The 15,237-nt window shown below is 68.2% G+C and carries 10 protein-coding genes; all 10 read right to left on the reverse strand.

The window, feature by feature from the left end; all coding sequences use genetic code 11:
- Positions 1–398 precede the first annotated feature (398 nt).
- The 10 genes from DL519_RS14445 to DL519_RS14490 all read right to left on the reverse strand — a co-directional run bounded on the left by DL519_RS14445 (position 399) and on the right by DL519_RS14490 (position 14,853).
- Entirely contained in the window at positions 399–1,850 is a 1,452-nt protein-coding gene (locus DL519_RS14445) for a glutamate synthase subunit beta (RefSeq protein ID WP_190815461.1), read from the reverse strand.
- Positions 1,843–6,408: a glutamate synthase large subunit gene (gltB, locus tag DL519_RS14450; RefSeq protein WP_190815463.1), complete on the reverse strand. Its 4,566-nt coding sequence runs from the start codon at positions 6,406–6,408 to the stop codon at positions 1,843–1,845. Before gltB ends, DL519_RS14445 begins: the two co-directional genes overlap by 8 nt.
- Positions 6,409–6,901: 493 nt before the next feature.
- Complete coding sequence (locus DL519_RS14455) at positions 6,902–8,215, reverse strand: glycosyltransferase family 87 protein (protein WP_190815465.1); 1,314 nt, start codon at positions 8,213–8,215, stop codon at positions 6,902–6,904.
- A 208-nt stretch (positions 8,216–8,423) separates the two neighbouring features.
- Positions 8,424–8,906 carry a cupin domain-containing protein gene (locus DL519_RS14460; RefSeq protein WP_190815467.1) on the reverse strand — a complete coding sequence of 161 codons (483 nt, stop codon included), beginning with the start codon at positions 8,904–8,906 and terminating at the stop codon, positions 8,424–8,426.
- Positions 8,906–9,955 (reverse strand): Rrf2 family transcriptional regulator, encoded by a 1,050-nt coding sequence (locus tag DL519_RS46410; RefSeq protein WP_223838983.1) that lies wholly within the window; start codon positions 9,953–9,955, stop codon positions 8,906–8,908. Before DL519_RS46410 ends, DL519_RS14460 begins: the two co-directional genes overlap by 1 nt.
- A gap of 9 nt (positions 9,956–9,964) precedes the next feature.
- On the reverse strand, positions 9,965–10,909 hold the full coding sequence (locus DL519_RS14470; protein WP_190815468.1) for an ABC transporter substrate-binding protein: 945 nt from the start codon (positions 10,907–10,909) through the stop codon (positions 9,965–9,967).
- A gap of 7 nt (positions 10,910–10,916) precedes the next feature.
- Positions 10,917–12,008: an IS630 family transposase gene (locus DL519_RS14475; protein ID WP_190812759.1), complete on the reverse strand. Its 1,092-nt coding sequence runs from the start codon at positions 12,006–12,008 to the stop codon at positions 10,917–10,919.
- Between the two features lie 177 nt (positions 12,009–12,185).
- A complete protein-coding gene (locus DL519_RS14480) occupies positions 12,186–13,286 on the reverse strand; it encodes an LLM class flavin-dependent oxidoreductase (RefSeq protein ID WP_190815470.1) in 1,101 nt (366 codons plus the stop codon).
- Complete coding sequence (locus DL519_RS14485) at positions 13,283–14,020, reverse strand: ABC transporter ATP-binding protein (RefSeq protein ID WP_168589519.1); 738 nt, start codon at positions 14,018–14,020, stop codon at positions 13,283–13,285. The genes DL519_RS14480 and DL519_RS14485 overlap by 4 nt, the downstream gene beginning before the upstream one ends.
- Entirely contained in the window at positions 13,993–14,853 is an 861-nt protein-coding gene (locus tag DL519_RS14490) for an ABC transporter permease (protein ID WP_190815472.1), read from the reverse strand. Before DL519_RS14490 ends, DL519_RS14485 begins: the two co-directional genes overlap by 28 nt.
- Between the last annotated feature and the right edge of the window lie 384 nt (positions 14,854–15,237).

Genomic DNA, 15,237 nt, shown 5'->3' on the forward strand with positions numbered 1-15,237 from the left:
CCTCCATCGAAGGCCTCACCTCTCACTCTTTCGGCTAACTTGAGTTATCCACAGCGGACAGGTCTATCCACAAATTGCCGAAATGACGTGGAGCGCAACCGAAGTCTCGGCAATCGTTGAAGGCATGTCTCGCAGTTGCGCACCGATCCGGGCACCGTTCTAGAGCAACTTCGTGGCGCATACCGGCTAGCGATGCAACGCCCACGCCCTCCAGTCACTGCCGTAACCCGATCGACCAAAGCGTGAAGCGCGCCTTTCCCCAAGCACATTGGCAAAAGGCATCCTTCACTCAGGCCGCATCGAAGCGCCACTCCAGCGCATCTCAACCAATCGAGTGATAGGTGGGGGGCACCCTTGGGCGGGTGAACCGCTCAAGGGTGCCCCGCACCTCGAAAAAATTACGTGATTGGGCGGTCTGTTGGGGCGATCGGGGCTGGAAGGACGGCTCGCCCGGTCAGGTAGTTGTCGACTCCTGCTGCCGCCGAGCGGCCCTCGGCTATCGCCCAGACGATCAGGGACTGGCCTCGGCCCATGTCCCCCGCCGTGAAGACCCCGTCCACACTTGACATGAAGTTCTCGTCGCGGGCGACGTTGCCGCGTGCGTCCAGTGTGACGCCCAGGTGTTCCAGCAGACCTGCTCGTTCCGGGCCCACGAAGCCCATCGCGAGCAGCACCAGCTGTGCCGGGAGCTCCCGCTCCGTGCCCTGCACCGGCTCGAAGCCGGCGTCGGTGCGCCGCACCTCCACCAGGCGCAGCGCTCGCACCTCGCCTTGGTCGTCGCCCAGGAACTCCTGGGTGTTGACCGAGTACAGGCGCTCCCCGCCCTCCTCGTGCGCCGAGGAGACCCGGTAGATCATCGGGTAGGTCGGCCACGGGTGCGCCTCGGATCGGGACGCCGGCGGCATCGGCATGATCTCCAGCTGCGTGACCGAAGCCGCGCCCTGCCGGTGCGCCGTGCCCACGCAGTCCGCTCCCGTGTCACCGCCGCCGATGACCACCACGTGCTTGCCCTCGGCGTGGATCGGCGAGCGCGCCAGGTCGCCCTCCTGCACCTTGTTCGCCAGCGGCAGGTACTCCATCGCCTGGTGCACGCCGTCCAGCTCATGCCCCGGCACCGGCAGGTCGCGGGCCTGCGTCGCACCGCCCGCGAGCACCACCGCGTCGTAGTCGGCGCGCAGCTGCTCGACCGTCACGTCCACGCCGACGTTCACGCCGGTGCGGAATTCGGTGCCTTCGGCCCGCATCTGGCCCAGGCGCCGGTCCAGCCGGCGCTTCTCCAGCTTGAACTCCGGGATGCCGTAGCGCAGCAGCCCGCCGATGCGATCCGCCCGCTCGTAGACAACCACCCTGTGGCCCACGCGGGTCAGCTGCTGCGCCGCCGCGAGTCCGGCGGGCCCGGAGCCGACCACGGCGACTTTCTTGCCCGTGACGGCGCGAGGCAGCTGCGGCCGGATTAAGCCGTCGTCCCAGGCCTTGTCGACGATCGTGATCTCGACCTGCTTGATGCTGACCGGGTCGGAGTTGATGCCGACGACGCAGGCCGTCTCGCACGGCGCGGGGCACAACGTCCCGGTGAACTCCGGGAAGTTGTTCGTGGCGTGCAACCGCTGCGCGGCTTCCTGCCAGTCGGCCCGCCACACCAGGTCGTTCCACTCCGGGATCAGGTTGCCCAGCGGGCAGCCCTGGTGGCAGAACGGGATCCCGCAGTCCATGCACCGGCCGGCCTGCTTCTGCAGCTTGGGCTGTTCCAACTCCAGGTAGACCTCGCGCCAGTCCTTGATGCGCACGTCCACCGGGCGACGCTGCGGCGTTTCCCGCGGCGTCGTCATGAATCCCTTGGGATCAGCCATGTGTGGCCTCCATGATCGCCTCGTTGACGTCGCGCCCGTCGCGTTCGGCGGCGCTTCGGGCTGCGAGCACCCGCTTGAAGTCCTTCGGCATGACCTTCCCGAAGCGCTCGACCGCGGTGTCCCAGTCGGCCAGCAGTTCCCGCGCCACGGCCGACTCGGTCTGCTCGTAGTGCCGCCGCACCCGGTCGTGCAGGAACTCGCGGTCCGCGTCGTCCAGCGGGTCCAGGTCGACCATCTCGGGGTTGATCCGCTTGGGGTTTAGGTCCAGCAGGTACGCGATGCCGCCGGACATGCCGGCCGCGAAGTTGCGGCCGGTGCTGCCGAGGATCACCACGCGACCACCGGTCATGTACTCGCAACCGTGGTCACCGACGCCTTCGACGACGGCCACGGCACCCGAGTTGCGCACCGCGAACCGCTCGCCGACCACGCCGCGCACGAACATCTCGCCACCGGTCGCGCCGTAGAGCAGCACGTTTCCGGCGATGATGTTCTGCTCGGCCGCGAACGACGCCAAAGCGTCCGGGCGAATCACGATTCGCCCGCCGGACAAGCCCTTTCCGACGTAGTCGTTGGCGTCGCCCAGCAGCCGCAGGGTGATGCCCCGCGGCAGGAACGCGCCGAAGGACTGCCCGGCCGATCCGGTGAACGTCACGTCGATGGTGTCGTCCGGCAGGCCTTCGCCGCCCCACCGCCGGGTCAGCTCCGAGCCGAGCATGGTTCCGACCGTGCGGTTGACGTTGCGCACCGGCATGTCCAGCCGAGCCGGGGCGCCTTCCTTCAGGGCCCCCTCGCACAGCTGGATCAGCATGTTGTCCAGCGCCTTCTCCAGACCGTGGTCCTGCTCGGCGGTCTGGTGCCGCGCAGCGCCGCGCGGCAGTTCCGGCACGTGCGTGATCGGCGCCAGGTCGAGGCCTTGCGCCTTCCAGTGCCGCACTGCCTCGGAGGTGTCAAGCAGGTCGGCGTGCCCGATCGCCTCGGCGAGTGTCCGGAATCCCAGCGCTGCCAGGTATTCCCGCACTTCCTGCGCGATGAACTCGAAGAAGTTCACCACGTACTCGGCCTTGCCGGTGAACTTCTCGCGCAGCTGCGGGTTCTGGGTGGCTACGCCCACCGGGCAGGTGTCAAGGTGACAGACCCGCATCATGATGCAGCCGGAGACCACCAGCGGCGCGGTGGCGAAACCGTACTCCTCGGCACCCAGCAGAGCCGCGATCACCACGTCACGTCCGGTCTTGAGCTGACCGTCGGTCTGCACCACGATCCGGTCGCGCAGGTCGTTGGCCAGCAGCGTCTGCTGCGTCTCGGCCAACCCGAGCTCCCACGGACCACCCGCATGCTTGATCGACGACAGCGGCGAAGCACCGGTGCCGCCGTCGTGCCCGGAGATCAGCACGACATCGGCGTGCGCCTTGGAGACACCCGCGGCAACGGTGCCGACACCGACCTCGGACACCAGCTTGACGTGGATCCGCGCCCTGGGGTTGGCGTTCTTCAGGTCGTGGATGAGCTGCGCCAGGTCCTCGATCGAGTAGATGTCGTGGTGCGGTGGCGGGGAGATCAGGCCCACGCCCGGCGTGGAGTGCCGGGTCTTGGCCACCCACGGGTACACCTTGTGGCCGGGCAGCTGCCCGCCCTCGCCGGGCTTCGCGCCCTGCGCCATCTTGATCTGGATGTCGTCGGAGTTGACCAGGTATTCGCTGGTCACGCCGAACCTGCCGCTGGCGACCTGCTTGATCGCCGAGCGCCGCGAATCGCCGCTGGTGTCCGGGGTGAAGCGCTCGGCGTCCTCGCCGCCCTCGCCGGTGTTGGACTTGCCGCCCAACCGGTTCATCGCGATGGCCAGCACCTCGTGCATCTCCTGCGAGATGGAGCCGTAGGAGATGGCGCCGGTGGCGAACCGCTTCACGATGGACGAGACCGGCTCGACCTGCTCGATCGGCACCGGTTTTCGCGCGCCCTCGCGGAATTTGAACAGCCCGCGCAGGGTCATCAGCTCCCGCGACTGGTCGTCGACGGCCCTGGTGTACTCCTTGAACACCTCGTAGCGCCCGCTGCGGGTGGAGTGCTGGAGTTTGAACACCGTCTGCGGGTTGAACAGGTGCGGCTCGCCTTCGCGCCGCCACTGGTACTCGCCGCCGACCTGCAGTGTCCGGTGCGGCGCCGCCACGCCGTCGGACGGGTAGGCCCGGCGGTGGCGTTCGGCGATCTCCTGCGCCAGCACGTCGAATCCGACGCCGCCGAGCCGCGAAGTGGTGCCGGTGAAGCACTGCTGCACGACCTCGTCGCCGAGCCCGATGGCCTCGAAGATCTGCGCGCCGGTGTAGGAGGCCACAGTGGACACACCCATCTTGGACATGGTCTTGCGAACGCCTTTGCCCAGCGCCTTGATGAGGTTCGCGGTCGCTTGCTTTGCGTCCACGCCCTGGATGACTCCGCCGCGAACCAGGTCCTCGACGGTGGCCATCGCCACATACGGGTTAACGGCGGCGGCGCCGTAACCGATGAGCAAAGCGACATGGTGCACTTCGCGGACGTCACCGGGTTCGACGATCAGGCCCACCTGGGTGCGCTTCTTCTCGCGCACCAGGTGGTGGTGCACGGCACCGGTGGCCAGCAACGACGGGATCGGCGCGTGCTCGGCGTCGGCCGAGCGGTCCGAGAGCACCAGCACGTGCGCCCCGTCCCCGACGGCGGCCGAGACCTCTTCGCAGATCTCGTCGAGCCGCGTGCGCAGCGCCTCGCCACCACCTGCGACGTGGTAGGTAATCTGGATCACCGCGGGCTTGAGGCCCGGGCGGTCGCCGTCGTCGTTGAGGTGCACGATCTTGGCGAGCTCGTCGTTGTCCAGCACCGGGAACGGCAGCGCCAAGTTCCGGCAGGCCCGCGGGTCGTGGTCGAGCAGGTTGTGCTCGGGCCCGACGTGGGTGCGCAGCGAGGTGACCAGCTCTTCCCGGATCGCGTCCAGCGGCGGGTTGGTGACCTGCGCGAACAACTGCGTGAAGTAGTCGAACAGCTGCCGTGGCCGCTCGGAGAAGGCGGCGAAGGGCACGTCGTTGCCCATCGAGCCGATCGGCTCGGCGCCGGTGGTGGCCATCGGCTTGAGCAGGACGCCCAGCTCTTCCTGCGAGTAGCCGAAGACCTGCTGCCGGTGCACCAGCGAGTCGTGCGAGGGCAGCTCGCGCTCGCGGTCCGGCAGGTCCGCCAGGTGCACCACGCCCGCGTCCAGCCACTCCTGGTACGGGAATTCGGCGGCGAGTTCGCCCTTGATCTCGTCGTCGTCGATGATGCGGCCCTTGCCAGTGTCGACCAGGAACATCCGGCCCGGCTGCAGGCGGCCCTTGCGGACGACCTTGTCCGCGTCGACCTCCAGCACGCCGACTTCGCTCGCGAGCACCACGAGCCCGTCCTCGGTGACCCAGTAGCGCCCCGGCCGCAGGCCGTTGCGGTCGAGCACCGCGCCGATCTGGGTGCCGTCGGTGAACGCCACCAGCGCCGGGCCGTCCCAGGGTTCCATCAGGTAGTTGTGGAACTCGTAGAACGCGCGGCGGGCCGGGTCCATCTCGGCGTGGTTCTCCCACGCCTCCGGGATCATCATCAGCACCGCGTGCGGCAGCGACCGGCCGCCCAGGTGCAGCAGTTCCAGCACCTCGTCGAAGGTCGCCGAGTCGCTGGCGTCCGGGGTGGCGATCGGGAACAGCCGCCGCAGGTCACCGGGGATCAGGTCGGTGGCCAGCATGCTCTCCCGGGTCCGCATCCAGTTGCGGTTGCCCTTGAGCGTGTTGATCTCGCCGTTGTGCGCGATGAACCGGTACGGGTGCGCCAGCGGCCACGACGGGAACGTGTTGGTGGAGAACCGGCTGTGCACCAGGCCGATCGCGCTGGCGAAGCGTTCGTCGCGCAGGTCGGGGTAGAACGCGCCGAGCTGGGCCTCGGTCAGCATCCCCTTGTAGACGATGGTGCGCGCCGACAGGCTCGGGAAGTACACGTCGGCTTCGTGCTCGGCCCGCTTGCGGACGCAGAACGCCCGCCGCTCGAACTCCAGCGCCGTCTCGCCGTGCGCGGCATCGGTGCCGTGGCCGACGAAGAGCTGCCGGAAGCCGGGCATTGTTTCGCGCGCCGAACTGCCGGCGCAGCCGGTTTCCACCGGCAGTTCGCGCCAGCCGAGCAGCCGCAGGCCCTCCTCGGCCACGATCCGCTCGATGGTCGCCACCGCGTGCGCCGCTTCATCGGTGTCGGCGGGCAGGAACGCGGTTCCCGCCACGTAACCGCCGCGTTCGGGCAGGTCGAAGGGTACGACGGCGCGGAAGAACTCGTCCGGGATCTGCGTCAGCAGACCGACGCCGTCCCCGGTCTCGGGGTCGGCGCCCTTGGCACCGCGGTGCTCCAGGTTGCGCAGCGCCGTCAGCGCTTTCGCAACCAGGTCGTGGCTGCGCCGACCGCGCAGGTCGGCGACGAAGGCGACACCGCACGCGTCGTGTTCGTTGGCCGGGTCGTAGAGACCGTGGGCAGCGGCGCTACGCTGCGCCGATTTTCTTGCATGGTGGGAAAGGGGCATCAGACCTCCCGTCGTCAGGCCGCGGGCTGCAGCAGGGCATGACCCACCCACTGAGATCCCGTAAGAACCTTTGGGGGCACTGACAAAAGGATGCGCCGTTGCACTCTTGGTCAGTTTGAGGCACTCTACATAGCGAGCGGCCGAAAAGCTACCGTTGAGTAACACGAAGTTAAGCGAAGATTACGGGACTCCCGGCCATTGGGACATCGTTGTCGCAATCCCTGCGGGCTCGGGAATTCTGCACCACGGCAATGTCCATACGCGACCGTTTGGCGCTCCAAGTGGCGTTGTTCACGATCTTCTTGCGGAGCACCGAATCACTGCCCAACACCTTCGGATTCGGTTCTCCAACCAAGCGTTTTCCGTAATCGACCGCACACCGAGCGTGCAGCACGGCAGAATCACCCGATCGCCAACGAATTCGTCCCGTTGACCGTCCAATGTCGAGCAGATGCCGGAAAACCCGGCGCCGAAGGGGCGCCGGGCAGCCGAATCAACTCCGGATCGCGGGCGTCGCGAACGGTTCTTCCGGCGCAACCACCAAAGGACAATTTCGGGCAAAATGACCGAGGAGCGTGAGCAACACCAAACCGAGCAGCAGATAGGGGTTGCCGAACAGGTGCTGCAGCGGCGTCCACGGCGGGCCGGTGGGCAGCATCCGGAATGATGCTACGAGCACGGTCACCAGGGTGACCCCGGCGACCACTAGCCAACCCGGGTTGCGCAGCCGGGCGGCGTAGGCGAGCAGCACCAGCAGCCCGGGCGCGCACCAGACCCAGTGATCCGACCACGACGTCGGCGACACCAGCAGCGCCAGCAGGCCGTTGGCGGTCACGGCGAGCGCCGGCTCGGACCGGCGGATCGCGAACGCCACGACGGCCACGCAGGCCAGCGAGATCACCAGCCACAGCCCGTTCTGCGCCACCGCGGGCAGTTCCAGCCGGGCCAGGCCGCCCATGATCGACTGGTTGGTGTGGAAGGCGGAGCCGCTGACGCCGTGCGCCGGACCCTTGCCGAACCAGTACTCCACTGCCGCCTGGTAGTTCAGCGCGAAGCCCGCCAGGGTGCCGAGCACGGCGGTCGCCAATGCGGTCACCACCGCCCGGAAGTCCTTGCGGAACAGGAAGAACAGCAGGAAGGCCGCAGGGGTGAGCTTGATCGCCGCGGCGATGCCGATCAGCAGGCCGCGCGGCCAGCGCGGGTTGCGCGTCAGGCAGTCGACGATCACCAGGCCCATCAGGACGATGTTGATCTGGCCGAGCCCGAACGAGGCGTAGACAGGCTCCAGGAACAGCGTCCACGGCAGCAGCGCCACCGCCACCGCGAACGCGCCGCGCCTGCCGACCACCGGCCACAGGTGCCGGGTGACCAGGTACAGCGCGGCGCCGATGGCGAGCAGGTCCACGCCGTAGAGCGCGACCAGCCCGGCGACGAACGGCAGCAGCGCGAACGGCAGCAGCGGCAGCAGCGCGAACGGCGGGTACACCCAGGGCAGCACCCGGCCGATGCTGACGGTCGGGGCGGTGTTCATGATGTCGCCACCGGTCAGCCAGGTGTGCACCGCCCAGCGGTACACCTGGTAGTCGATGCCGGATCCCTGGTCCAGCCCGGCCCGGCGCATCAGCACCAGCAGCGCGAAGGATGCGATCAGCAGCGGCACCGAGAGCGCGATGACGGCGCGGGAGTGGTTCACGACGATTCGGCGAAGCCGGCCCGGCAGGCCGCCGAGGTTCAGGACAGCATGGCCGGACTCGAACTGCACCGTGGCCAACTGGGTCCTCTCGATCAGGCGACCGGCGTCGACCACCGTCGCGTGATCACCCGATCATGCCGAGTTCGCCAGGTCGCGGGAAACACCCGTGAACAACCGAGGAACTTTAACCCACCTCCGGCCTCGGCCAGCACGCGCCTCGCCGCTGCACAACGAGTTACCGGGCGGTTCCATCGAGTGTTTCCAGCACCTTGGCCAGCAGTTCGCCCAGTTTCTCCCGTTCGTCCGCCGCCAGCGGCGGTCCTCAGCTTTCCCCCGGGTCCAGGTGGTACAGCTCGGGGAGGTTGACCACGATCGCCTCCTGGGTGCTGCGGGCGATCACCACCACCGCCGGGTCGTTCGGGTCCGGGTTCTCCTCGCGGTGCGGCACGAACGGCGGCACGAAGATGTAGTCGCCCGGCTCGGTCTTGATCCGGACCTCCTCGACGCCGTCGTGGAAGACGAACTCCGGGTGGCCGCTGACCACGTAGATCGCCGTCTCCGACTCGCCGTGGTGGTGGTTGTCCGACGACGTCGACGGGCCGACGTGCGTCTCCCCCATCCAGATCCGCTCCGAACCGACCAGGTCACCGCTGATCGCCGCCAGCCGCCGCATGCCCTCGGTCTGCGCGGTCTTGTTGTCGAGGTCGGCGGCCCGGACGTGGTGCAGCCGGGTGCGCAGCGAGCGGCGCCGCTCCTCGGGCACCGAGGTCTGGAGATCCGGGTGGAACGCGTCATGCTGGGTCATCAGATTCCTTCCTTGCTCACCCGATCGCCGACCAGCGGCACCCCGTCGAGGAACGCGGTGACCTGACGGCCGAGCTCGCGCCACACCTCGGCGCCGGGTGAACCGTTGTGCACCGAGGTAACCCCACCTTCGACCGCTCGCACAACCTCGCCGATGGTGATCTTCTCGGCCGGCCGCGCCAGCGAGTAGCCGCCGTCGCAGCCGCGCTGGCTGGTCACCAGCCCGGCCCGCCGCAGCTCGACCATCAGGTTGACCAGCGAATTCAGCGGGATACCCTGACTCCGGGCGATGACCTCGCACTTGACCGGTTCGCTGCCGCTCCCGACCAGTTCGCGCAGCGCCCGCACCGAGTAGTCGGTACGGGCCGAGATGTGCACCGGAGCGGACCTGCGGGCGCGCGGCGCGGCCGGCGTCTCGGGCAGCAGCACCGCGCCCTTGCCGATCTCCTCGCAGAACAGCACGATGCGCGCGGCCACGCTCCGGTGGAACTTGTCGTTGAGGATGTCGTGCACGCCGTCCTTGAACACCGCCAGCGAACTCTGCGGGTGCTTGGCCGCCAGCGAGGTCACCGGGGCGACCGGCGCGAGCGTGTCCGCGTCGCCGTGCAGCAGCAGGACCGGCACGTCGGGCAGCTGCTTCGGCGGCTCGGGGACGTCCTCGGTCAACCGGCCCCACTCGAACTCCGAATCGTTCTCCAGCAGTTCGCGGTGCACCGGGCACGACGTGCGCGCCCCGATCTCGTCGGCCCGGTCGACCGGACTCTGCCCCCGGGCGAGCGGGGTGCCCGCGAGAATCAGGCCGTCCACCTCGATCTCCAGCCCGAGCGCCCACGCACGCAGCGCCCCGACGTCGGTGCCGACCAGGAACCGAGCCGCGCCGGGCTGGAACCACGTCTCGGGATCGGTGTCCGGTTCCGGCACCACCACGCCGTAGCCGTCGGCGGACAGCCTCCGGCCGAAGCGCTGGTAAACGGCCGGGTTCTCGCCTCTGCCGAGCAGCACCGCCAAGGTGCCGCGGCAGGCCCCCTCAGGAGCCCAAGTCCGGCTCATGTCAACTCCTCACTTGCCGGGGTACAGGTTCCGGTCGCAGGCCTTGGTCACGTCCACCCGCTCGCGCAGCACGCCCGCCTCGTAGTAGCGGTCGGCCACGGCTTGCAGGTCGGCGACCACATCATCGGTCAACGGCCGGACCTCCTGCTTGGTCCGGGTCAGGATCTGGTGCGCCACCTGCGGTTCCAGCGACGTCAGCTTCTCGTAGACGCGCTGGTACTCCTCGGGGTGCTGGTCGCTCCACCGCCACGCCGCCTCGAACCGGCGCATCGCGTCGGCCAGCGCCTCCCGCTTGAGCGGGTCGGCGGCGGCCGCGGCGGACACCGACAGGATGCCGTTGCGGCCGTTGATGCCTTGGCCGTCGCGGATCACCCGGGCTCCGGCGTTCTCCCCGATCGACAGGTACGGGTCGAAGGTCGCCCAGGCATCGATGTGCCCGGCGCTGAAGCCCGCCTGCGCGTCTGTCGGCAGGCTGAAGGTGATCTGCACGTCCTGCTGCGTCAGCCCGGCCTCCTCCAGCGCGCCGAGCGCGGTGTAGTGCGAGACGCTGCCGGGCGCGGTGGAAACCACGAGGTGCTTGCCGCGCAGGTCCGCCACGGTGCGGATCGGCGATCCCGGGGGCACGATGATCGCCGTCGATGACGGGGACGCTGCGGTGGCCATGGCGGGCCGGGCCGGCACGCCACCGGCGATGGCCTGCACCGTAGGCGCGTCGGCTGCGGTCGCGGTGTCCACGTCGCCGGAGCGCATGGCCTCGAAAAGCGGTGCCGCGCCTTGGAAGTTGGCCCAGCGGATCTTGTAGGGGGCGTCCTTGAACGCGCCGGACGCTTCCACCCTGGCGCGCAGTCCACCGGCCTGGTCGCCGAGCACCAGGGTCACGTCGGACAGCGATTTGGGCGAGTTGCTTCCGGCGCAGCCGGCCACGGCGAGAAGCACCGCGCCCAGCACCGCCACCAGGGTTCTAGTGTCCTGCGCCGGAGATTCGTTGACAATATGATCGGAGTGACTCCAAGATCTCGTCAGCGCTCTTCGTCCAGATGAACGGCCGGGGATCGTTGTTCCACTCGTCGATCCAGTTGCGGATATCGGCCTCGAGTGCCTGGACGCTGGTGTGCACGCCGCGTTGCAGGAGTTTGGTGGTCAATTCGCCGAACCAGCGTTCGACCTGGTTGATCCAGGACGATCCGGTCGGGATGAAGTGGATTTGGAATCGGGGATGCTTCGCTAGCCATTTCTGGATGATCTCGGTTTTGTGGGTGGCGTAGTTGTCACAAATGACATGGACGCCTAACTCCGCCGGTACGGTTTTGTCGATCTTGGTGAGAAATTTGCGGAACTCGACCGAGCGGTGCCGGCGGTGCAGCGAGGAGATGACCTTGCCGGTGGCGATGTCGAAGGCGGCGAACAGGCTGGTGACGCCGTGACGGACGTAGTCGTGGGTGCGCCGCTCGGGCATGCCGGGCATCATCGGCAACACCGGCTGGGACCTCTCCAGCGCTTGCACCTGGGATTTCTCATCGGTGCACAGAACCACTGCGTTCTCGGGCGGGTTCATATACAGGCCGACGACGTTACGGACCTTCTCGATGAACTGCGGATCGGTAGAGAGCTTGAATGTGTCGGCCAAGTGGGGTTTAAGGTTGAACGCTTTCCAGATCCGTCCCACGGTCGATTTACTCAGCCCGGAACGCTTCGCCATCGATGTACGCGACCAATGCGTCGCGTTGTTCGGTTTCTCTTCCAACGTCGAGACGACCACCTTCTCCACCTGTTCGTCGGTGATCTTCCGCGGCGCGCCTGGGCGATCCTCGTCGACCAACCCCTTCAGTCGTCGCTGGACAAACCGCGACCGCCACTTGCCCACCGTCGGCCGCGACACCCGCAACTTCTCGGCGACATCCACATTGGACAAACCATCGGCGCATGCCAGCACAATCCGACACCGCAACGCCAAAGCCTGCGAACTCTTCGCCCGCCGAGCCCAACGCTGCAACGTCGAACGCTCATCGTCGGTCAGCACCAACTCAGCCTTCGGCCGCCCAGTCCTCGCCATTCCCGCAGTATAGCCATTTCGACCATGAATTTCCGGTGCAGGACACTAGTCGTTCGCACTCTGTTGTCTCCAGTCTCAGTCGAGCAGATCCGGCTGCTCGTGCACGATCTCCTCGAAAGATGGTGGTGTCTCCGCGCGCTGGCCGATGGCGATTTCGCGGGCAATCGCGACGCCGTGTCAGGCCGCGGCGCGGCGGGCGATTTCCTGGCGTACCAGCGGGATCAGCTCGCGGCCGTAGTCGACCGCGTCGTCGAACGGGTCGTAGCCGCGGATCAGCAGGGTCCTCACGCCGATGTCGACGTAGTCCAGCAGCGCCGCCGCCACCGTCTCTGGAGTTCCCACGAGCGCGGTCGAGTTGCCCGCCGCGTTCGTGGCCGCCGCCGTGGGCGTCCACAGTGCACGGTCGTGCAGCTCCCCCGCCTCGGCGGCGGCGAGGAGTCGCTGCGAGCCGACGTTGGCGACCTGCTGGCCCGGTTTGAGGGTCTTCGGCCCGGTGAACGACGCCAATCCGCCGCGCGGGGCGTTGATCCGGTCGAGGATGCGGTGCGCCCGCTCCCACGCCTGCTCCTCGGTCGCGCCCAGGATCGGCCGGAACGACACGCTGATCCGCGGCGGCTCGGAGCGCCCGGCATCGGCTGCGGCCTTGCGGACCGCGGCGATCTGCTCGGCGGTCTGCGCCAGCGGCTCGCCCCACATCGCGTAGACGTCGGCGTGCTTGCCTCCGACGCGAAGCGCGGCCTCCGAGGAGCCGCCGAAGTACAGCGGAATCCCGGACTGCTGCACCGGGCGGACGACCGCGTTGTAGTCCTCGAAGCGGTAATGCGCGCCCTCGTGGCTCACGGGCCCCTCTGCGGTCCACACCCGGCGGAGGACGTCCAGGTACTCGTCGGTGCGCGCGTACCGCTCGTCCTTGCCCAGGTAGTCGCCGTCGCGGCGCTGGTCCGCGTCGTTGCCTCCGGTGATGATGTGCACCGCGATCCGGCCGCCGGTGAGGTGGTCGGCGGTGGCGAAGGTGCGGGCCGCCAGCGTCGGGGCCACGAAGCCGGGCCGGTGCGCGATCAGGAAGCCCAGCCGCTCGGTGTGCGCCGCCGCGTAGGCGGCCAGCTGGGTGTTCTCCGGGCTGCTCGACCCGTAGCCGATCAGCACCCGGTCGAACCCGGCCGCCTCGTGGGCCTGGGCGAACTTGCGCAGGAACGTCGGGTTGACCACCGGTCCGTCGGCGGCGTGGATCTCCGAGACGTGCTGCGCCCCGATCATCCCGATGAACTCGACGGTCATGACGAACTCCCTTCTCCGGTCCCGACACCCAGCCAGGACAGCAATTCCGCGCGCAGCGCCAGGAAAGCCGGATCGGTCACATCGCGCGGGCGGTCCAGGTCCAGTACCTGGTCGTAGCCGATGCGGCCGTCGCGCATCACCAGCACCCGGTCGGCCAGCAGCAGCGCCTCCTCCACGTCGTGCGTGACGAGCAAGATCGCGCAGCCGTGGCGTTGCCACAGCTCGCCGACCAACTGCTGGGCCTTGATGCGGGTCAGCGCGTCCAGCGCCGAGAACGGCTCGTCCAGCAGCAACAGGTCCGGTTCTCGCACCAGTGCGCGCGCCAGCGACGCCCGCTGCGCCTCCCCGCCGGAGAGCACCTTCGGCCACACGTCCACGCGGTGGCCGAGACCGACCTCTTCCAGCGCCGCCACCGCCCGCTCCTTGTCCTGGCGACCGGACAGTCCGAGGATCACATTGCGCCACACACGTTTCCACGGCATCAGCCGCGGCGCCTGGAACGCCACCGCGCGCCGGACGGCCACCTCGACCTCGCCGGTCACCTCTCGATCGAGGTCGGCCAGAATCCGCAGCAGCGTGCTCTTGCCGCAGCCGCTCGGGCCGAGCAGCGCCACGAACTGACCGGGTTCGATCTCCAGGTCCAGGTCGTCGAGCACGGTACGGTCGCCGAAGCGTCGGCTCAGGCCGCGCACCGACGCGGGTTTCACTACGCTCCGCTGAACGCCGGTCGCCATGCCAGCACGGTCCTTTCCAGCAGTCGGACGATGAAGTCGGCGACGAGGCCGAGCAGTGCGTACAGCACCAGGCAGACCACGATCACGTCGGTCTGGAAGAACTCGCGGGCCATGTTCATCTCGTAGCCGATGCCCGCGGTGGCGTTGATCGTCTCGCCGAAGACCAGCGCCAGCCACGCCGAACCCAGCGAATACCGCAGCCCCACCAGGGCGTTGGGCATCGCGGCGGGCAGGATGATGTGCCGCACCTGGGCGAACCAGCCGAGCCCGAGCGTCTTGGCCGCCTCCACCAGTCCCGCATCGACGTTGCGGATGCCGCCGTAGATGTTCATGTACAGGGGGAAGGTCACGGCCAGCACGATCAGCACGATCTTGGGCTGCTCGCCGATGCCGAACCAGATGATCAGCAGCGGGATCAGGCCGATCACCGGCACCGTGCGCAGCATCTGCATCGGCGCGTCGATGAGGTCCTCGCCGCGCCGGAACAGCCCGGACAGCGTCGCCAGCACGATGGCGACGACGACGCCGACCACCAGCCCGGCGCCGACCCGTTGCAGCGAGGCCACGATCGCCTCCTGCAGCCGCCCTTCATCCCAGAGCTCTACCGCGGTGCCGGCGACCGTCGCGGGCGAGGCGAGGGTGTCGTCGCTGAGCACCCCGGTGCTGCTGAGGACCTGCCAGAGCACCACCAGCGCGATCGGGCTGATCAGCTTGAAAAGCCAACGGGGAACCCGGTTTTCACGCCGGGCGGTGCGGGTTTGCACGGTGGTGACGGGGATCGGATTTCGTTCGGTCGGTGCGCCGGTGGGCGCGCGTTCGGTGGATACAGTCATCTGCACTCTCCGGAGGGCGTGAGGACGCAGCGCGGCCACGACGGATCGGCCGCGCTCGGGAATCACGTAGCGCCGGAGCCCCATTTCCACTGGTCAAGTGCCGTGAGTGCTTTCAGGTGCTATGGCACCCGAAAACGCGCACGGGTGTTGACCCGGTGGAGCTGAAGGTGTCGCGCTACGACGCGCGTGAAGCAGCGGAGAAAGCCGTTACCGGCAACAGAGTGCGGAGGACACGCGCACGAGGTCCACGTAACCTCGTGTCGTCAGGGCCGCTGTCCGGATCATGCCCAAGACCGTAACCGGACACCCAAGTCGTGTAAACCCAACTCCACAGATTGGGATTGTGATCGGATCCACCCGTTCAGCCGCCGAGCGAGATCCCGT

The organism is Saccharopolyspora pogona (assembly GCF_014697215.1).
Taxonomy (GTDB): Bacteria; Actinomycetota; Actinomycetes; order Mycobacteriales; family Pseudonocardiaceae; genus Saccharopolyspora; species Saccharopolyspora hattusasensis.